This is a genomic window from Winogradskyella sp. UBA3174 (genome assembly GCF_002364335.1).
Classification (GTDB): Bacteria; Bacteroidota; Bacteroidia; order Flavobacteriales; family Flavobacteriaceae; genus Winogradskyella.
In genome coordinates this window covers 75,993-96,508 of sequence record NZ_DEXW01000064.1, presented here as the reverse complement: position 1 = coordinate 96,508, position 20,516 = coordinate 75,993, and the positions used below count along the sequence as shown (strand labels likewise).

Annotated in this window: 12 protein-coding genes; 6 read left to right on the top strand and 6 right to left on the bottom strand. The window is 33.5% G+C overall.

The genetic code is table 11. The annotated features are described in order from the left end of the window. Nucleotides 1-30: 30 nt before the first annotated feature. Together B2U95_RS12950 and B2U95_RS12945 are read right to left on the bottom strand one after the other, a co-directional pair. Entirely contained in the window at nucleotides 31-384 is a 354-nt protein-coding gene (locus B2U95_RS12950; RefSeq protein WP_296316955.1) for a DoxX family membrane protein, read from the bottom strand. Between the two features lie 116 nt (nucleotides 385-500). Continuing rightward, the gene (locus tag B2U95_RS12945) at nucleotides 501-6,605 is read right to left on the bottom strand and encodes an alpha-2-macroglobulin family protein (RefSeq protein WP_296316954.1); all 6,105 of its coding nucleotides are present in this window, start codon (nucleotides 6,603-6,605) and stop codon (nucleotides 501-503) included. A 178-nt stretch (nucleotides 6,606-6,783) separates the two neighbouring features. On the opposite strand from B2U95_RS12945, the gene B2U95_RS12940 reads away from it, so the two are divergent. The 6 genes from B2U95_RS12940 to B2U95_RS12915 all read left to right on the top strand — a co-directional run bounded on the left by B2U95_RS12940 (nucleotide 6,784) and on the right by B2U95_RS12915 (nucleotide 14,541). Next, nucleotides 6,784-7,737, top strand: coding sequence for a tetratricopeptide repeat protein (locus B2U95_RS12940; RefSeq protein WP_296316953.1), 954 nt, complete (start codon nucleotides 6,784-6,786; stop codon nucleotides 7,735-7,737). A 118-nt stretch (nucleotides 7,738-7,855) separates the two neighbouring features. Then, nucleotides 7,856-8,530, top strand: a complete 675-nt coding sequence (locus B2U95_RS12935) for a TetR/AcrR family transcriptional regulator (RefSeq protein ID WP_296316952.1) — start codon at nucleotides 7,856-7,858, stop codon at nucleotides 8,528-8,530. 4 nt (nucleotides 8,531-8,534) lie between these two features. Continuing rightward, nucleotides 8,535-10,196, top strand: coding sequence for a peptidase domain-containing ABC transporter (locus tag B2U95_RS12930; protein WP_296316951.1), 1,662 nt, complete (start codon nucleotides 8,535-8,537; stop codon nucleotides 10,194-10,196). A 12-nt stretch (nucleotides 10,197-10,208) separates the two neighbouring features. Next, entirely contained in the window at nucleotides 10,209-11,558 is a 1,350-nt protein-coding gene (locus B2U95_RS12925) for an HlyD family secretion protein (protein WP_296316950.1), read from the top strand. Nucleotide 11,559: 1 nt separating this feature from the next. Continuing rightward, a complete protein-coding gene (locus B2U95_RS12920; protein WP_296316949.1) occupies nucleotides 11,560-12,963 on the top strand; it encodes a TolC family protein in 1,404 nt (467 codons plus the stop codon). Nucleotides 12,964-13,185: 222 nt separating this feature from the next. Then, nucleotides 13,186-14,541, top strand: coding sequence for a UDP-N-acetylmuramate--L-alanine ligase (locus B2U95_RS12915; RefSeq protein ID WP_296316948.1), 1,356 nt, complete (start codon nucleotides 13,186-13,188; stop codon nucleotides 14,539-14,541). Between the two features lie 29 nt (nucleotides 14,542-14,570). Here B2U95_RS12915 and B2U95_RS12910 read toward each other — a convergent pair whose 3' ends face one another. The 4 genes from B2U95_RS12910 to B2U95_RS12895 all read right to left on the bottom strand — a co-directional run bounded on the left by B2U95_RS12910 (nucleotide 14,571) and on the right by B2U95_RS12895 (nucleotide 20,420). Then, nucleotides 14,571-14,870: an immunity 53 family protein gene (locus tag B2U95_RS12910; protein WP_296316947.1), complete on the bottom strand. Its 300-nt coding sequence runs from the start codon at nucleotides 14,868-14,870 to the stop codon at nucleotides 14,571-14,573. Nucleotides 14,871-15,379: 509 nt separating this feature from the next. Then, nucleotides 15,380-17,224, bottom strand: a complete 1,845-nt coding sequence (locus tag B2U95_RS12905; RefSeq protein WP_296316946.1) for a PLP-dependent transferase — start codon at nucleotides 17,222-17,224, stop codon at nucleotides 15,380-15,382. Nucleotides 17,225-17,510: 286 nt separating this feature from the next. Further along, nucleotides 17,511-18,077, bottom strand: coding sequence for a PAS domain-containing protein (locus B2U95_RS12900; RefSeq protein WP_296316945.1), 567 nt, complete (start codon nucleotides 18,075-18,077; stop codon nucleotides 17,511-17,513). A gap of 162 nt (nucleotides 18,078-18,239) precedes the next feature. After that, on the bottom strand, nucleotides 18,240-20,420 hold the full coding sequence (locus B2U95_RS12895) for a B12-binding domain-containing radical SAM protein (RefSeq protein WP_296316944.1): 2,181 nt from the start codon (nucleotides 20,418-20,420) through the stop codon (nucleotides 18,240-18,242). Nucleotides 20,421-20,516: the final 96 nt, after the last annotated feature.

Here is a 20,516-nt window from a genome sequence, read left to right as displayed (position 1 = left end):
GTCTCTTTTTTTAGTTCTATATTAAGTTTTTTAGCTCAATAGAGTCTTGTATTCCTCCTTGTAGCCATATATAACTACTATGTTAAGGATAAGTAATACAGCTGCACCTCCTATGCCTCCAGGATCTAAAACCGCATGAAATAAAACGGCATTTACTGAAATACTCATTAAAATTAAAGCAAGTAAAGCGCCATATTTGTTCAGAATAATAGCCAATCCAGCAACGATTTCAACAATACCTACAAGCATCAATGTTTTAGAGCTGGTTAAGGCGCCAAAATATGCAGCTGCATCTCCTGATAATTCTGGCATTGGTAAAAAGTTTGCAAATTTGTTTACGCCAAAAACGAGTACAAAAATTCCAAGTAAAATTCTTAGAACCATAAAAACTTTTAATTCATAATGTTATGATTTTTAGTTAGTAAACCTCAAGTTACACTATTAATTTGGTAACTCATATGGTCGATTAGTCGTAGAGAATTTATTTAACTAACAGATTATCAGTCAACACTAATTCTAACACCCTCGCTATGGCTACTAAATTCTGGTGCATACATACTTTGTATGGTGCTTATACCATTACTCATATCACCAGCATTATTTACTCGTAAATCATACTCAAATACAAAAACACCTTTTGGTAAATAATCTATAAAGAAGTTTGTTGCTGTATCTTTTGTGCTTTCGTAGTAACCTAAGCCGTCTTGCCATTTGTATTGCGATAACACATTAATAGGTTCAAAGCCAGCTGCACGCATATCTTTAAGGTGAACAAATTCCATAGAACGGTCTGTTCTTAGTTCAATTCGAACTCTAACTAAGTCACCAACTTTTAGTTTAGTCTCTGACGTGATTTCAGAAATTTCTTCGCCTTTATCCGTATTCGTTTTTAAGAATAGTTTCTTACTTAATTTTAATGGGGTTTCAGCTGAGGTGATTTTATCTAAATCCTCAAAATATTGCCAGTATAAAGTTCCCCAAGCAATGCCTTCTCCTTTTTTAGTGATGGTAACATCTGCTTGTTCTTTTATAATTTCAGAACCTGTCCATGACGTTTTGTAATAACCTGTTCCTGCTTCAAGTTTTACGTTGTCTAATGTGTTAGGCGAAATGGTTTCGTTTCCAACGGTTACATCTACCATTTCAGTAATGTCTAGCCAGTCGCTACCTTGTAATAATAATGCATAGACTGCTTCTGTTGTAGCTTTAGTTGTTTTCCACTGATTGGTTTGTTTGTTTTTTAATAACCAAATCTTCAAATTATCTATTGTTGTAACATCATTTTTAATTTCAGAAAACGCCTCAATCAATAAGGCTTGTGTTTCGATTGGTGCTTGGTACCAGTTCCATGAGTTGGTATTCGCTTTCCAATACATACCTAATTCATCAGAAGTGATGCTATTTTCTTTTAAGGATTTTAAAATTTTAGTAGCTGTTTTAGCATCATCCATTCTATGCATGGTTAATGCCATTAAGCCTTTTGCATATAACGAACGTTTTAACCAATAGGTTTTAATCTGACTATGGTAATAATCCATAATTGTTTTAACTTCTTTTGAAGGTGTCGTTTCAGGGTAAAAACTACGTACATACAAATAATGTAATTGTGTGTGTGATAAATGGTTCTTGGTTAAATCAACAGCTTTATTATACCTCTTTAGGTTTTTGTATTCTTGTACAAATTCTGAATCTAAGTAGCCGAGTGCACTTTGTATCATTACGTTTTCAGGTGAGCCTTCGACTTTGCTTAGGTTCACATTCAGTTGTTTTAAATGTCCAAAACCTGCAATGATATGCTGTGTGATGTAACGATTATCGCGTCCTCCTTTAAACCAAGGCCATGCACCTGAGGACGATTGATTGCTTTTAAGTTTACGCTGTGCCGATTGTAATTCGTTAGTCATTTTATTTAAATCGAATAACAGCCCAATACGTTTTTTTTGCTCAGTTTCAGACTGAGCATCCCGTAACCAAGGTGTTTCTTGAATTATTATTGACTTTAATTCTTGATTCTTTTCTAAGTTTGATAGTAGTGCCTCTTGAGATTTCCACTGATTAAAAACGGCTTCAATTTTTGGATGCAATGTTACAATATGTTGTGCTAAAGCGTTCGCATAATAACGTGAAAATGTTTGCTCATTACAATCGTAAGGATATTCCATTAAATAAGGCAATGCTTGTACAGCATACCAAGCCGGATTAGACGTCATCTCTAATGTCAGCTTATGGTTTTTTAAAGTTGAAGAGGTATTGTTTTTCAACTTATCTAACGTAAATGTTTTGGTTTCGTTAGAGCGCACCCACATTGGAAGCGTTTCCGTTACCATCATTCTATTTGATAAAACCGGTAACGCATTTTGTTCACCATCACTAAAGTCTCCTGCTTTAGCAATGATTTTATATTGTACAGCTTGTAAGCCTTCAGGGATTTGTAAACGCCAAGACACTTGTGTATTCCCTTTAGCGTCTACAGAAAAGGTATTAATAGGTTTGTATAGTTGTCCCGTTGCTTCAGATTCTTTAGGTTGTATTGTTATGGTTGAAGATATATCTTCACTTGTAACTGGGTTTGTTAAAATTAATTGGGCTTCACCTATTAACATTTTATCTGTTAGATTAGCAATCTTAGTACTAATAACAATTACATCACCTTCTCTTAAAAAACGTGGAGCATTTGGTATTACCATGAGTTCTTTTTGAGTCACAGCTTCTAATTGGTTAACAGAACTTTCTAAAGTTTTGGTATGCGCTAACAGTTGCAGTTTCCACTTGGTTAAAGCTTCTGGTGCTTTAAAATTGAAACTCACATTGCCCTCTTCATCCGTTTGTAATTGTGGAAAGAAAAATGCGGTTTCGTTTAGGTTTTTTCGGATTTGGATGTTTTCTGAATCTGTATCTTCTTTTTCCTTTTTAGTTATCTCGGCAATAATAGTTCTTCCATTTTGTACAGTTACACTATTAAATACTAGAGCCTTTTTTGTATCTGTGTTATATCCAACAACCATAGTTTCTTCCAATTCCACTGAATCATTAACCATCATAGCAGCTTCAGGAGTATAGAGTCTTTTATTTTTAGTTTCATATAGGTAGTTATTTCCAAAATAAAACCCAAACCAATTCAAACGATCATAGTTTTGTTGCGGATAATTAGAAGCCACTTCAAAACGATTAAACAGTCTAAAACTCGTATTCCCAAAACTTTCTTTAGAGTTTTTACTAATGCGTCCATAATACGATGGACGATTAATTGGGTTGAAATTCCAACGGTGTGGTTTAAATTCGTCTAAAGAGGCATCGTACATACTTGCCAATAATTCCGCTGAAACTTTATCTCCTTTTGGTCCTTTAATTTTAAAGCTCCATGTTTCATCTTGTCCTGGTTGTAATTTATCTCTAAACGTTTTAGTTTCAATTTCTAAATCTGTTTTAGGGTAAGGCACATTAATTCTAAAGCTTTGAGAATTGTAGCTATTAAAAGCTGCGAAACTGGTGTGAACCACAAACCCACCGAGATCATTTTCTACAACAGGAATACTAATCGTTTGTTTAGAGTTGTTGAGGTTTATGACTTCCATCATTATAATTTTACCTTCTTTTTCAATTTCTATAGTAACGTTAATAGCTTCTGCAGCAGAGCCAATAGTTAACTTGGCAATATCACCGGCTTTATAAGTGGTTTTGTCTAATTGCGCTTCAAATAATTGGTAATCTGCAATGGTTTTGTCTTTGTCACTAAACAGTGTTGTAAAGACTTCATCTTTGACGTCTTGTCCAAACTTATCGTTGCTTTTAGCGACAATAATATACTTGCCAGAATCCCATTTTTTAGGTGTCTTTAAGGTGATTGTTTTATCTTCTTTAGTATCAAAATTGATGCTAAAGACTTCTTTGCCTTTTTCCCAATTGGTTATTGCATCTTCATTATTATAAGCATCATGAGGAAATAGTTTTTTAAATTCGGCTTTAGTTAATATTTGATAATCTGGTGCTTGCCATGGTCTAAAACGTAATACAGATTCTGGACCTGTGAGTTTGTAAATCTTTAAAGTTCCTTTTGCAGGTGTAAATTCGCCATTTAAATTTTTAGAGATTAGTGAGACTTTAATTTTCTTTTTTGATTTGTCTATAAGATTTGGTGCAACAACTTTTAAAGTCATGGCATGATAGCCAACATTTACGGACGTTGTTGCTGTTCTGGTTTCTCCATTAATATCTGTAATGTCTGCGGTAACTTCATATCTAAACACAGGAAGATTTTCTTTAGAAACATTTTCATCGGCAATTGCCTTAAACGTAATCTCAAATTCTCCTTTAGCATTAGTTTTAGATTCACCAAATGTAATTTCTTGAGGTTCGGAATTATAATATGGTCGTCTCCAATAATACCAACTCGGATATTGCACTTGGCGTTTTACACGATAGACCACCTTAGCACCTGTAATGTTACTGCCAGCAAAAGCAATGGCTGTTCCGTTTACAGTAATACTGTCATTAACTTTATAAGTATCTGTAACAGGTTTGAATTCGGGTTTAAATTTTGGACGTTTGTATTCTTCGACTGAAAAAGAAGCGTTACTAAGTCTTACTTTTTTAGAATAGGTTCTGATGAAAAATTCCCCAGTTAAGCCTGTATTTGGCAAAATAAATTCGCCATTAAACGACCCAAATTCATTGGTTGTAAAATTCAGTTTATTTAGCTTTTCGCCATTAACATTGTAAAGTTCTGCTGTAATAGTTTCCTCAGAAGTTACGTTAGATTTAGCATTTTTTGTTTCTGTAATAATCCCTTTAAAGAAAACGGTTTGTCCTGGTCTGTAAATGCTGCGATCAGTAAATAAAAATGTTCGGTATTGTGTATCGTTATTTTTAGTGTCTTTATATTTTCTACTAATATAATAGTCGCCAAAATAACCAACGTCTTCTTTATAGGTTGCTCTAACTTCTGCATTTTGGTAATAGTTATTGTCTTTTTCGAATTGAAATTTGCCAAAGCGATCTGTCGTAAGTTTATTGGTAAATGTTTTATTTCGGTTATTGTTGTAGCTTAAATTAATAGCAGCATTCACTATTGGCTTTCCGTTATTTCTATTAATAAGTTGATAATTGAGGCTATTGTTTTCTGAACTTTCTACTAATGCTAAATCTGTCACTTGAATATGAGTCGCGGCAAACACATTAGTTTCAGAATTAGTATCTGCTTTTATAAGGTATAAGCCATTTGGTAAACTAGTTAGGATAATTTCTGTGCTGTGATTTTGATAATCACCTTCGGTTTTTAGAGTGCTGGTAAATGATTTTTTAACACTTAGATTTTTGAAGAATTTCTCTTTTTCAGTATTATTATAACTTTTATTATATGTCTCTAATTGACTTTTATTAATCTTGTAAATTTTGAAATCTAAACTATTTAGGTTTTTATAATTAACTAATAATCTAGAGGCTGAATTGATAGAAATAAATTGCTCTGCTTGCAAACTCAATTGTGGTTGTGAAATTTGCGCTTTTAAAATGATACATTTTTTAGCTCCCAGACTTTTAGGAAACGCTGCAATTGTGGAATTACAAAGTTCTATAGCGTTTTTAAGTTTCCAGCGATTGGTGTCATCAACAGAACCTTGATTTGCGTTACTGCTATAACGATTACCTTGTTGTTGATACAACGAAGTAATTTCAAAATTATATAAAGCCGACAGTGGTGATGAGTTTAAAACATCAACTTTTCCTTTTAAGGTTGCTAAAAGTAAATTCTCTTTATTATTAAACGTGGCATGTTGCAATACGAATTTTAATCGCTTAATGTCATTGTCTACATAAGCTTTTGAAGCCTGGTCTTTGCGATGAAACTTCAATAAATTCTGATAAATTTTTAGGGTATTTAATTGTAACGATACTGAATCTTTAGATTTAAGATTCTGGTTAATAAATATCTCACTATCACTTATAAGTGAGGCATCATCAATATTAAATTTATAAGCAGGTTGTGTTATAGAATTTTCGTCTGTTTTGTAAAACTCTAATGCATTATGACTCAGTAAATCATACAATGTTGGTCGAAATTCTTGAGAGCTTTTTGCTTCAATTAAAAGTGTTTTATATTTGCTTACTGGTTCTTGCTGCATTAAAATACCATTTTCTAATGAGCGCTGGTAGTACGTATGAATCTCATTAAATAGTGTCTCTAAATCCCAAGTTCTAAAATCGTTACTAACTTTCTCAGAGGTCTTTGTCCTATTATAAAATACGTAACGGTTTTGCTGAAAATACTGCCAGTACATCGTAGCTAAGATATTTTCTAAAAGATGTTTGGTGATTATATCTTTTGTTTCTTCAATTTCAGACTTAAACAAATTAATAATTTTTAATTGTGCGTCTTCTTCAAGTGTTAGAAGATATTTACTTTTATAAAGTAAAGATTTAATGCGTTGTTTTGAGTTGCTGTTTTGAGTCGCATCTTTATAAATATGTTCAACGAGATCTGATGCGCTTTTTGTTAATCCATCGTTTTCAAATTTTTCTACAGCTTTCCATTGACTATCAAAGTCATTTTGGGCATTAGAGAACGTTGCAAAGCAAATTAACATTAGTACTGCTATATAATTTTTCATTCGTATTTCATTTACTACAAAACACCATCAAAAGGCATTCCAAAAATAGTTAAAATGAGTATTACTCATATTTCGATAAGTGAAGTTAAGCAATTTGTGAGGGAAACGAAACGTTAACAAATTAAGGTTTTATGACTAAATCATAAATCGTATTTTTGCAGTTATAAGTTTTTATTCTATGTATAAATTTTTATCGATTTTATTAATCTCTTCGCTTTGTTTTTCTCAAAGTCCAAAAGAGAAAGCGGAAGACTTTATAGCCAAGAAAGCCTATAAAAGTGCTCAAAAAGAGATGCTTACATTTTTAGAGCATAATCCTAATGATGCAGTAGCTATTGAGTTGTTAGGTGATGCTTATGGTCATCAGATGAAATGGGATGAAGCCATTAAAACCTATGAAACCTTAACAAATAGTTCGCCAGAAAATGCAAATTACCAATATAAATATGGAGGCGCTTTAGGTATGAAAGCCTTAAGTATAAGTAAAATTAAAGCCTTAGGCATTATTGGTGATGTTAAACGTGCTTTCCTAAAAGCTGCAGAATTAGACCCAAAGCATATTGACGCACGTTGGGCTTTGGTAGAATTATATGTATCGCTTCCAGGAATTATAGGTGGTAGTAATTCTAAAGCCTTGAGCTATGCTACGGAATTAGAAAAACTATCTAAAGTTGATGGTTATTTGGCTAAAGGCTACGTTTACGAATACGATGATGAACCAGAGTTAGCCGAAAAATATTATAGGTTAGCGATTAAAGTGGGTGGTTCTGTAACCTGTTATGAAAAGCTAACCAACTTCTACGAAAACCAAAATCAACCAGAAAAAGCTATTGGTAATATTGAAGACGCTCAAAATGCTTTACAACGTAATGCCATGCATTATCAAATAGGCAAAGTATGTGCAGATTATAACATTCAACTAGCTAAAGGTGAAAAATGCCTTAAAGCGTACTTGTCTCATCATTCTTCGCAAGATGGAGTCCCAAAAGAATGGGCCTACTTTAGGTTAGCTCAAATTTACAAGCATAAAAGCAATAAGGCTGAAGCCTTAAAATGGATAAATAAGGCGATTATTGGCCTGCCTAAAATAGCAGTTTTTAAAGAAGAAAAATCACTTATTAATAAGCTTTAAGTCTAGACTATATTTGATTCTTTATAAAAATAGTATAGTTTTTTTACGCTATTAAATATTTGTTAATTGTTTTAAGTTAATAGTATTACTATTATATTTGCACTCAAATATTTTGAATATGTTAAACTTACTTTCAAACTTAAAGATTTCTGTCCCAGACAAGATCTATATTAAGGACCCTGAGTCATCGGACTTAGGTAAGCGTATTATTGAGAATAGTATTTTACTTATAGAAGAAATAGGTTTTGACAGTTTTACTTTTAAGAAGTTAGGAGTTAGAATCGGATCTAATGAAAGTTCAATTTACCGTTATTTTGAGAGTAAGCATAAACTTCTGTTATACTTAACCTCTTGGTATTGGGCTTGGCTTGAATATCAACTCGTTTTTGCAACGTTCAATATGCCAAATAAACAAGAACAACTAACTAAGGCCATAGAGGTTGTTACCAAAACTATTAAAGTAGATAAAACCTTCTCTCATATTAATGAGGTTGTTTTAAACAGAATTATTATTAACGAATATTCAAAATCATATTTAACTAAAGAAGTAGATAGTGAAAATAAGGAAGGTTATTTTGTTGTTTATAAACGCTTAATAATGCGTCTTAGTGAAATGATAGCCGGAGTTAGCAAAGATTATGAGTTTCCTTCAAGTCTTGCAAGCACTATAGTTGAAGGTGCTTTACATCAACATTTTTTAAAAGTTCATTTCAGTTCAATTACAAATTGTGATAAGGATGTTACACCAACTGATTTTTTTCAAAATCTAACCCAAAATGTTTTAAATTTATAATTAAATGGATCAAAATAAATCGCTCTTAACCCCTTGGCAACGTTTTGTTGGGATTTTGAAATTAGAACGTAAAGATGTTAGGCAGGTACTCTATTATGCCGTCTTTTCTGGTTTAATTTCCTTAACATTACCATTAGGTATACAGGCTATTATTAACTTAATTCAAGGAGCTCAAGTCAGTACGTCTTGGATTGTACTTGTTGTTCTTGTAACAATCGGTGTTGCATTTGTTGGAATCTTACAATTAATGCAAATGCGAATCATAGAAATGATACAGCAGCGTATTTTTTTTCGTGCCTCGTTTGAGTTTACCTATCGCTTCCCAAAAATTAAAATGGAGCAGCTTCGAGACAGTTATCCACCAGAGTTAGCAAATCGGTTTTTCGATGTACTGAATATTCAGAAAGGACTTTCTAAATTACTTTTAGATGTGCCAGCAGCAGTATTACAAATCGTATTTGCACTAATATTACTATCGTTGTACCATCCCTTTTTTATAGCCTTTGGTATTTTATTGATTGTCTTGATTTATATTGTTTTCAAATTCACTATTCAACGTGGTATGGAAACCAGTCTTTTAGAGTCTAAACAAAAATATAAAGTAGCACATTGGATTCAAGAAGTAGCAAGGTCAATCATAAGTTTTAAGATTTCTGGTAAGACAACAATGGCATTAGATAAAAATGACTATTTGGTAGATGGGTATTTAAAAGCTAGAGAAAACCACTTTAGGATTTTGGTCTTGCAATTTATCCAAATGATAGGTTTTAAGATTATTGTTACCGCTGGTTTATTGATCATTGGTGGTCTATTAGTTCTTAATCAAGAAATGAATATCGGTCAGTTTGTTGCGGCAGAGATTATTATTTTATTAGTCATTACTTCTGTTGAAAAACTGATTCTTGGCTTAGAATCCTTTTATGATGTATTAACGTCCTTAGAGAAAATGGGTCAAGTTGTAGATAAGGAGATTGAGGTACAAACAGGTGAAAGTCCTAATTTTAGTGAAAATTTTAAAATTCAATTGGAAAATATTAGCTATGATGTGCCTAATAGATCAGTCCATATTCTTAAAAATATTTCATTAATTATAAAAGATAAAAGTCGAGTTTTAATTCAAGGAGAAAGTGGAGCAGGTAAGTCTAGTCTCATAAGACTTATTTCAGGTGTTATTAGACCAACGGAGGGAAATATTTTTTTAAATGACACAAATTTTAGTAATATTTGTCTTAATGAATATAGAGCAGCATTAGGTCTAGACTTAGCAGATGTCACACCCTTTGAAGGAACTGTTAAAGATAATATTACTTTTGGTGATCCGGATATTTCGCAAGATCAAATAGATGAGGTTATAATTAATACAAGACTTTCTAAATTTATAAAAGAGAGTGAAAAGGGTTTGAACACAATTATTCATCCTGAAGCTAGGCAAACGTCTTATACAGTGGCTAAGAAAATTATTTTAGCAAGAGCCATCATAAAACAACCGAAACTCTTAATTCTAGAAGATCCATTAGAGCATTTTGAAAGAAAAGAGGCTCTAGAATTAATAGAATTTTTAACAGACGCTTCACGTCCTTGGACGCTAATCGTTGTAAGTTTTAATCAGGATTGGATGAGTAATTGTACAGAAACGATTACGTTAAAAGAAGGTCAAATTATATAAAGGATAAGCACTATGTTGAATATATCTAAAAACCCACTAAACGATAACGTAGATTTGACGAAATACAAATCGGCAAAGCACGTTTTTGGTAAACAATATTACAAATACTTTAATCGCTTCTTAAGTGTCTTTGCTATTGTAAGTTTCCTAATATTATTCTTGCCCTGGACGCAGAATATTACTGGTAGAGGAGCCGTTACCACATTAACACCAGACCAAAGACCGCAGACCATTCAGTCGCAAATACCAGGTCGAATAGAAATATGGTTCGTACGCGAAGGTGATGCTGTAAGGAAAGGGGATACCATAATGAAAATATCTGAAATAAAAAGTGAGTACTTTGATCCTAATTTAGTCCAAAAAACAGAGCAACAACGTGATGCTAAATCTTTATCTGTAGAATCTTATCAAGGCAAAGTAATCGCACAAGGTGTTCGTATTGGTGCATTGACAAATGAGCGTCGTCTAAAGTTATCAATGGCAGAGAATAAGATAGAACAAGCAATTTTAAAGGTAAAAGCAGACAGTATAGATTTGGTTGCGGCTAGGACTAACCTTAGAATAGCAGATATAAAATATGTTCGTGCAGATTCTTTGCTTCAAGATGGTATTTTCGCGTTAAAAATTGTTGAAGATGCACGTGTAAAATTACAAGCAACTGAAGCTAAAGAAATGTCTCAAGAAGCTAAACTCTTAGGAAGTAGAAATGAGGTTCTAAATGCCAAGATTGAAATTTCTAGACTGAAGGCTGAATATTCTGATAAGATTTCAAAAGCTGAAAGTGAAAAATTGACAGCACAGTCTAGTCAGTTTGATACTGAAGCTCAGGTTACAAAATTAGATAATCAAGTCTCTAATTATACGATAAGAAATAGCTTACTTTACATAAGAGCACCTTATGATGGTTTTATAAATAAAGCCATTAGAGGTGGTATTGGAGAAACCTTTAAAGAAGGAGAAGCTTTAGTTGGTATAATGCCATCGAATATAGATTTGGCTGTAGAAATGTTTGTTGAGCCTATAGATTTGCCTCTAGTACATAAAGGAGAAAAAGTTCGTGTACAGTTTGATGGTTGGCCTGCAATTGTATTTAGTGGTTGGCCAAATGTATCTTATGGTACTTACGGTGCAGAGGTTGTTGCTGTAGAGAATTTTATAAGCTCTAATGGTAAGTTTAGAGTGCTTTTAGCGCCAGACGAAGAAGATCATAAATGGCCTAAAGAAATTAGAGCAGGTTCTGGTGCATATACTATGGCATTGTTAGAAGATGTACCAATTTGGTTTGAGTTATGGCGTCAATTAAACGGATTCCCACCTAATTATTACCAACCCATAGAAAGTGCAAAATCTAAAAATAAGTAAAATGCGAATTCTATTTACAATTATTCTTGTTGGCTTTAGTTCTATTGGACTAGCGCAAACAGAGGAGTTATCTAATGTGCTTCGTTTTGATGAGTATTTGGGCTTTGTAAAAAAGTTTCATCCTATCGTAAAACAAGCGGAATTAGTCATAGACGAAAGTCAGGCTGAACTTATGAAGTCTCGTGGTGCTTTTGATCCTAAGATAGAAGTAGATTATGACCGAAAGAAATTTAAAAACACGGAATATTTCGATCAATTAAATGGAACATTCAAAATACCAACATGGTTTGGGGTTGAGTTAAAAGCCACGTTCGAAGAAAACACAGGAGACTTTCTAAACCCAGAAGCTTTTGTACCAGAAGATGGTTTGTACAGTGCTGGTATTATGGTGCCTTTAGGTAGAGGTCTTATTATCAATAATAGAATGGCTGCGCTAAAGCAAGCCAGATTATTTAGAGAACAAGCCAAAGCAGATCGTGATATTTATGTCAATAATATTTTATTTGAAGCGTCTTTAGTTTATTTTAAATGGTTGCGATCTTATAATGAACTGAAACTTTTTGAGAATTTTTTAGTCAATGCAGAATTTCGCTACAGAGGAATTGTCCGTGGTGTAGAACTCGGAGAAAATGCTCAAATTGATGCTACTGAGGCCAGAATAGCATTAAATAGTAGAAAATTAAGTTTGGAGCAATCTAAAGTAAAGCTAATGAAAGCAGCTTTAGAGTTATCTAATTTTTTATGGCTAGATAATAATGTTCCTGTAGAGCTGCAGCCAGATGTAATTCCAGATATTAATACAGAGCCTATAGTAGATGCGACGTTTAATATTAATCAATTACGAGAGAATGATGTGATTTTAGATGCACATCCTAAATTGTTGTCCTTAGGTCTTAAACTCGAAGGGTTAGAAGTAGATAAGCGTTTAAAGACCAATAAATTATTACCAAGAATAGATGTAGAGTATAACTTCTTATCACAGACACCAGATATAGCCAGGACATTTAATACTGCGGAATATAAAGCAGGTTTAAATTTTAGTTTTCCCTTATTCTTAAGGAAAGAACGTGGCGATTTAAAATTAGCGCGCTTAAAATTACAAGACACAGAATTTGAAAGGGATGCCACACGTGTTAATTTACAGAATAAGATTGATGCGTTAAAACAAGAATTAGAATCTTACGTCACCCAAAATAAAATTACGACAGAAATGGTTTCAGATTTTCAGCGTATGTTGTTTGCAGAAGAACGTAAATTTCAATTAGGTGAAAGCTCTTTGTTTTTAGTAAATTCTCGTGAGTCTAAATTAATTGATGGTCAGTTAAAAGCCATTGAGATTGAAAATAAATTCTTTAATACAAAAGCTAAGTTATTTAATAGTTTGGCGGTAAATCCGGATCTTTAATATATAGCGATCAGCTATTAGTGAATTCAGCGTCAGTTCGAGTGATTTTTTCTTTTTAAAAATTGTATCGAGAACCTAAAGAAGGTATAAGTCTGTATTCTCGATACTAATTCTATTCCTTTCAATCCAAGAATTCACTCGAATTAACGTTGAGGTATACTTTTTAGTTCTTCCCATTTCAAAAAACTTATAGTATTTTTACAAGACTTATTTAAGGATATTATGAACGTACATTTTATAGCTATTGGTGGTTCAGCCATGCACAATTTGGCCTTAGCACTTCACAATAAAGGTTACAAGGTTACAGGAAGTGACGATACTATTTTCGAACCTTCAAAATCGAGATTAGATGCTAAAGGTTTATTGCCTGAAACATTTGGTTGGTATCCAGGAAAAGTAACTTCACATTTAGATGCTATTGTTTTAGGTATGCATGCTAAAGCCGATAACCCTGAATTACTTAAAGCTCAAGAATTGGGTATGAAGATTTATAGTTATCCAGAATTTCTATATGAGCAAGCAAAAAATAAAACACGTGTAGTTATTGGAGGAAGTCATGGTAAGACCACAATAACTTCTATGATTTTACATGTAATGCATTATCACGATCGTGATGTCGATTATATGGTTGGTGCACAGTTAGAAGGTTTTGATGTAATGGTGAAGCTTACCGAAGACAATGATTTTATCGTTTTAGAAGGAGATGAATATTTGAGTTCACCAATAGATATGCGACCAAAATTTCATTTATACAAGCCTAATATTGCGTTGCTGAGCGGAATTGCTTGGGATCATATTAATGTGTTTCCTACTTATGAAAATTACGTTGAGCAGTTCAGCATATTTGTAGATTCTATCGTTACAGGTGGAAGTATTAATTATAACGAAGAAGATGCTGAAGTAAAGCGTGTGGTAGAAGCTTCAGAAAATCAAATCAGAAAGTTGCCATACACCACTCCAGAATATGTGGTAGAAGATGGTGAAACGTTACTAGGAACTCCAGAAGGGCCAATGCCAATTGAAGTATTTGGATCACACAACTTAAATAATTTAGCAGGTGCTAAATGGATTTGCCAACATATGGGAATAGATGAAGACGATTTCTACGAAGCCATTTCTACTTTTAAAGGTGCAAGCAAACGTTTAGAGAAAATTGCTGAATCTAACACAAGCATAGCTTACAAAGATTTTGCACATTCGCCAAGTAAAGTTGAGGCTACAACTAAAGCGGTTAAAGAACAATATAGCGACAGAACATTAGTTGCTTGTTTAGAATTACATACATACAGTAGCTTAAATGCCGAATTTCTAAAAGAATACAAAGGCGCTTTAGATGCTGCAGATATCGCAGTAGTTTTTTATTCTCCGCATGCTGTTGAAATTAAAAAGCTAGAAGAAATCACACAAGAGCAGATTGCTAATGCTTTTCAACGTGATGATTTAATCATCTATACCAATCCAGAAGATTTTAAGAAGTTCTTATTCAAACAGAATTTTGATAACAAGTCATTGCTTTTAATGAGTTCTGGTAATTATGGAGGTTTGGATTTTGATGCTGTAAAGAACTTAATTAAATAGACTTGTCATCCTGAACATTATTCAGAATCTCATTCATTCTCAATTTTATCAATCATCTGCTTAAACAAGTCTAATAGGAAAATCAATTTACTAGAATCACCTGCAGCTAAAAATTTCTGATTCTCAACTTTAACACCATACCAATCTTGGCGATTTATTTCGTTAAGAATCCACTTTATTTCTAAATTGGCTATAGAAGTTTTTGAGATATCGATTTCGACTTCCCAACCAGGAGAGTCTAGCGTCGTAATTTGAATCACTTCAGCTTTTTCCCAATCTCCGTCGCAGCTGTCTTTGAACCAATTTTGTATCCACTCTAAAATTTCCATTTGTATTATGTTCTTAAAATTGATTAATTATAGTTGATACGTCATTTCGAGTGATTTTTTCCTTTCAAAAAATTGTATCGAGAATCGTTTTAGTTATCAACCTGTTCTCGATACATTTCTTTATTTTTCGTTGCACTTCAAATAAATAAACACTCGAACTGACGTCAAAGGTTTATTGGGTGATTTTTTTATTTTTAGTACTTCCGTCATTTCGAGTGATTTTTTCCTTTCAAAAAATTGTATCGAGAATCGTTTTAATTATCGACCTGTTCTCGATACATTTCTTTATTTTTCGTTGCACTTCAAATAAATAAACACTTGAACTGACGTCAAAGGTTTATTGGGTGATTTTTTTATTTTTAGTACTTCCGTCATTTCGAGTGATTTTTTCTTTCAAAAAATTATATCGAGAATCGTTTTAATTATCAACCTGTTCTCGATACATTTCTTTATTTTTCGTTGCACTTCAAATAAATAAATACTCGAACTGACGTAATTATGACCAGGATTTAAATATTTTCAGCAAAATCCAAAAACACCTTTTTGTGACGTTCAATATCCATGTTAGGTGATAATGACACGCGAGCAATATAATCCTTGTCTCCTTCTTTCGTAGTTCCTTGTGTTGATGTTGCAGGTATGGTCCAATAACAACCTTGTAACTGTCCATAACTCACACAGTACTTGCTTTCATTAGGAATTTCTGTAATCATTAAATTGATTAATTTATGATTCAAAGCTCTTTTGTAAGTTTCTTTTTCTTCAACAGAACCTCCTTTAGTAGGAAGATCTAATGAAAATACAGATGGTGTAAATCCTTGTGTTGCTAATTCTTCTGAAACAAAATTGATTTTTGCCTCTGGCAATGTCTCATGTATAAAGTTGACGAATTCGCGTGTGTTTTTGTAAGCATCATCAATCCTTTGATTCATTGAAGGCATTTGTTTCGCTAATATGTCATATTGAAGTGCAGTTGCCTCATTATCGCAAAGCCCGAGATGTAATTCTATCTTGTCCATCAACCTTTCTACTTTGTTATTTCCAACACAGTAACCAGCAGTACATTTTCCTCCACTTGGGAATTTAGAGCCACTAGCATAAGAAATAGCTCTAATCGATGAGAGTATTTCTCCTTCACCTAAAAAGTGAATGTTAGGACAAAAAGTTTGATCTAAAATAAAAACAGGATCTACAGCAATCTCTCCAGATGCCGTTTTACGTTCTGCACTTAAAACCGCTTTTAATTGTTGCAAATCCGGAACTTCAACTCTTGGGTTGGTTGGGATTTCAGCAATGATATAAGGCACAGCATCGTCGTTAGCAATTGTAGCTAAAACGGTCTCTAGACTCTTTACCATATCATTATCACCATCGACTTCTAAATCTACAACGTCCACATGATCTAGGCAAGCAGCAACACGTCTTGCTTGGTCATTTGTGCCACCGTAACAGTTTGTAGGTACAATGAATTTAATCGCCTTTCTGCTATGATTTTCTTGTGCATCATCGATAAGTCCCATCATAATCGCATACTGAACTGATAATCCACTAGAGCCAACAAGTGGCTTTAAAGTGGTACCAGTAATATCTTTAATAGATTCTAAAACACTTGCTTTATTGGCTACAATGTTAGTGTTCTGAGTTTCTAAAGAAGACTGTTCTGTTAAAGCTTTTAAAGTAACAAGACAATTGGCTGGAGTCATTGCAATAGTCTCTCGTCGTCTTACATGCTGAATATCTGAAATATAAGTAGCGTTCTGTTCTCCATTGACTATTAAAGCACTTCCAAGTTGAGCGTATAGATTAATATAAAAGTCAATATTTGGATTGTGGTTACTAGTACCAATTGTATTTTGCTGTGAAATAAAAATAGTACTTCCGTTAAATTCAGAAACAGCTTCTGCATTGTTAATATTTTTTAATTCAAAGTTATAACTATAGACACGCTTTATGAGTTCAGCATCAAAAGATTCTGGCAAGGCATCTGTGTAGAGGATTTGCGTGCTTTTGTTAGCTAATAAATTATGTCGCAGAATTGACAAAACAGGAACCGTCTGTGACGAAAAACTAATCACATTTTCTGATTTTAATCCATGTAAGTTTGCAATTCCCCATTCTAGAATACAAGATAAAGGATGACCTAAACGAATATAATCGTAAGCCGTAGGTAATGTATTGAGTGTAGTTGACTCAGTAGTGTTGTTTTTGTATAAGGTTTCAAACTGATCTAAGAACTGCGTTTTGGCTAATGCTTCATTGTAAATATCTAGACGATGGGTTGTTAGGTCTAACCAGCCCGTTGGCATATTATTTAATACAGCTTTTATATAATTTTGCATCTTGCTTGCTTTCATAATTCCTACTTTTTTAATGGTGCGTAAAGATAAGTTAGTTAGCTTTTTTTAAAAAGCCTTACAAGATGTTTTGTCATAGTTTGCTTAGCTCAATTATATAAGTTTGATTTAATAAATTCTGGGAGTTCTGATGTTTTGGGTTTTGATGTTATTTGATTTCGTTCTTAGTAAGGTGTCGTTTATGAGTTCGGGTATGGTTTGTTTTGAAGAGTGAGTTGTTTTAAAGTTTCTAAAAGCTAAAGCCCTTTATCTTTTTCTGTAGTAATCGGGTAAGTCTCTACAGTATTTAAACAACCAGTTTTTCAATGGCTAAAAAGTGAGTGACTTCTTGGCTATACATTGGGATGATTTTTACTTCGCACTTGTAGAGTGAATTGTCTTTTCGGTAGTTGGTGATGATGCCCTTAAATGGTTTTAAATCGGTAAGTTGCGTTCTAATTTTCGTTTTTGTTTTTTGAGATGTGCTTGGTCCTTGTAAAAAGCGTGGTGTCTTGTTAAGTGCGTGTTTTTTAGAATAGCCAGTCATTTCTGTAAAACCATCATTGACCCATTGTATCTTTTGTTCGGAATCTGTAATGATTAAAGCTTCAAAATTTTGATTTTTGAAAATACTATCGAGTTCGTTTTTCCATTTCGCTTTTTCTGCAAATGCCTTAACCGTATTAATATCAGTATTCATTTTAAGTTTTTTAAGCGTTTTGAAATGATTTTCGCTAAAGAGGTCCCAACTCATAAGAGGCATAGTACTAGCCTCGGGTGTATTTAGTTGGTGTTTTATTTTGTCATATTCTTTTTCGGACAACGAAGAAAGATACAGATCTAAAGCTGCCATTTTAGAAAGATTATATGCCATGGTTTTGTTTTAATAGTTTAGAATATGACAACATTATAAAGTTGTTTTTTTTTAAATTTTTTTCGAAGTTCGTTGAAATTGATTGCAACGTCAAATCTTACATTGAATTTTAGTATAATTTAACGTATAAAGCATTCAATAAGGGTGATAAACCTTCCAAAGCTATAATATTAAGAGTCCATGGGTTCTCAAAACTCCAATTTGTTTAGAATACCAAAACAATTCAAAATCTTTAAATTGGGTTTCAAAATCAGTTTTTAACTGTTTTAACGTTTGTGGTCTGTTTTGAGGCGTTAGTTTTTCTAAGGTCTCTAAAAGCCAAAGTCCTTTATTTTTTTCTGTGGTGATTTGATACGTGTCTTCAGTGTCATGAAATGTAAATTCTAAGAAGTCCTTCGTTGTACCTTTTTTGGTTTTAGAAAACGCATTGATTAAAGGCAGAGTGCCCAACCAAACTATTTTTGCTGTTGGTTTAATAGTAAAGACCGGCTCTTGTTCTAAGCAATTATAGATATAATCGGTAGTTATGGTGGTTTCTGGAATTTCAAAATCAAACCATTCATCTAATGGTAATTCAAAACCAATACCATGCATAAAATTGAAAAGTGATTTTTTTAATCCGAAACTAAACTGCGCATGGTCTATACCTGTTGCGTCCGTAAAATCGATATCGTTATTGGCAAAACTGATGTTTTTATAGTTTGGTGTAATGCCATACTCTTCAGGATGTAAACCTACAGGACTATGCGCTGTTAATGCAAATTGATGCCAAAAGCCAGACTGTAAGACACCAACTTCAAAAAGCTGGCGTACCATCTCTAGACTATCTACCGTTTCTTGAACAGTTTGTGTTGGGTAACCATACATTAAGTACGAATGCACCATAACGTTAGCTTCTGTGAAATTGCGAGTCACCTGCGCGACTTGCTCTACTGTAACTCCTTTATCGATTAAGGCCAATAAACGATCTGATGCGACTTCTAATCCGCCAGAAACAGCAATGCAACCAGATGCTTTTAGTAAGACACAAAGATCTTGTGTGAAGTTTTTTTCAAACCTAATGTTGGTCCACCACGTTACACTAAGTTGTCGTTTAATGATTTCGAGCGCTAAAGCTTTCATCAGCGAAGGAGGAGCGGCTTCATCTACAAAATGAAATCCGGTTTCGCTAGTTTGTGCAATCAACGTTTCCATACGGTCTACCAAGAGACTGGCAGCAACAGGCTCGTAAATTTTTATATAGTCTAAAGAGATATCACAAAAGGTACATTTTCCCCAATAACAGCCGTGTGCCATTGTCAGTTTGTTCCATCTGCCATCGCTCCATAAACTGTGCATTGGGTTGGCAATTTCTATAACAGAAACATAACGATCTAATACCAAATCTGAATAATCTGGAGTGCCAACATCTGCTTGTTTGTAGTCTGGTTTTGTGGTCGTGTTTTTGTAAGTTATAACTCCGTTTTCGAGTATAAAGGTGCGCTTAAATGTGTTTCCATTATTAAGAACAGTATCGTGTAATAACTCAATAGGCAATTCGCCATCATCTAAAGTGATAAAATCAAAAAACTCAAAAACCCTAACGTCATTAACAGAACGTAATTCGGTATTTGGAAATCCGCCTCCCATGGCTATTCTAATTTCAGGATAATGGGATTTAATAAACTGTGCACATCGAAATGCGCTATACAAATTCCCAGGAAACGGCACAGAAAAACAAACGAGTTTTGGTTTGGTTTCTTTAAGCCGAGTTTCTAAAATTTCTAATGTGATTTGGTCTATATAGGTTTCATCATCTTGCAACTGAGCATAGAGTTCATCAAACGCATTGGCACTTTGGCCTAAACGTTCAGCATAACGGCTAAAACCAAAATCGGGATCAATGCATTCTACGATAAAGTCTGATAAGTCTTCAATATATAAAGTCGCTAAATGTTTGGCTTTGTCTTGCATTCCCATGGCTCCAAAAGCGTAATCCATGTCGTCTAACTGATTAAAACGCGATGCTTGTGGTAAGAAATTTGTAGTGCAAATCTGTCTGGCAAAGGTTTGGTTTTTGCCTTGCAGAAATAAGATAACATCATCTAAAGACCTTAGATAGTGATCTTTTAAGGCATAGATGCGTTCACAGTTTTCAGATTGAATGCGGCCGTCTTCAAAAGCGAGCCTAAAAATTTCTTCGAAAGTGGTTTTAGAAAAGAGCTCTAAAATAACTTCAATACCCAAATCCATTTGAAACGATCCAATATGTTTTGTGTTTAAAAATCCTTTAAGATAGGCTGTGCCAGGATATGGAGTATTTAATTGTGTGAATGGTGGTGTTATGAGTAAGAGGTCTTTCAACTTTATAATTTATGTGTGGTTGCAAATATAAAGGTATTATCGTTGCGTACTTTGAGATAAATTAGAAGTTGTAACGTCAGTTAGAGTGATTTTTTA

Excerpts from the sequence above, each read along its gene's own strand:
- B2U95_RS12925 (WP_296316950.1), top strand. The coding sequence starts at position 10,209 with ATGTTGAATATATCTAAAAACCCACTAAACGATAACGTAGATTTGACG.
- B2U95_RS12930 (WP_296316951.1), top strand. The coding sequence starts at position 8,535 with ATGGATCAAAATAAATCGCTCTTAACCCCTTGGCAACGTTTTGTTGGG.
- B2U95_RS12920 (WP_296316949.1), top strand. The coding sequence starts at position 11,560 with ATGCGAATTCTATTTACAATTATTCTTGTTGGCTTTAGTTCTATTGGA.
- B2U95_RS12910 (WP_296316947.1), bottom strand. The coding sequence starts at position 14,870 with ATGGAAATTTTAGAGTGGATACAAAATTGGTTCAAAGACAGCTGCGAC.
- B2U95_RS12950 (WP_296316955.1), bottom strand. The coding sequence starts at position 384 with ATGGTTCTAAGAATTTTACTTGGAATTTTTGTACTCGTTTTTGGCGTA.
- B2U95_RS12905 (WP_296316946.1), bottom strand. The coding sequence starts at position 17,224 with ATGAAAGCAAGCAAGATGCAAAATTATATAAAAGCTGTATTAAATAAT.
- B2U95_RS12935 (WP_296316952.1), top strand. The coding sequence starts at position 7,856 with ATGTTAAACTTACTTTCAAACTTAAAGATTTCTGTCCCAGACAAGATC.
- B2U95_RS12945 (WP_296316954.1), bottom strand. The coding sequence starts at position 6,605 with ATGAAAAATTATATAGCAGTACTAATGTTAATTTGCTTTGCAACGTTC.
- B2U95_RS12900 (WP_296316945.1), bottom strand. The coding sequence starts at position 18,077 with ATGGCATATAATCTTTCTAAAATGGCAGCTTTAGATCTGTATCTTTCT.
- B2U95_RS12940 (WP_296316953.1), top strand. The coding sequence starts at position 6,784 with ATGTATAAATTTTTATCGATTTTATTAATCTCTTCGCTTTGTTTTTCT.
- B2U95_RS12915 (WP_296316948.1), top strand. The coding sequence starts at position 13,186 with ATGAACGTACATTTTATAGCTATTGGTGGTTCAGCCATGCACAATTTG.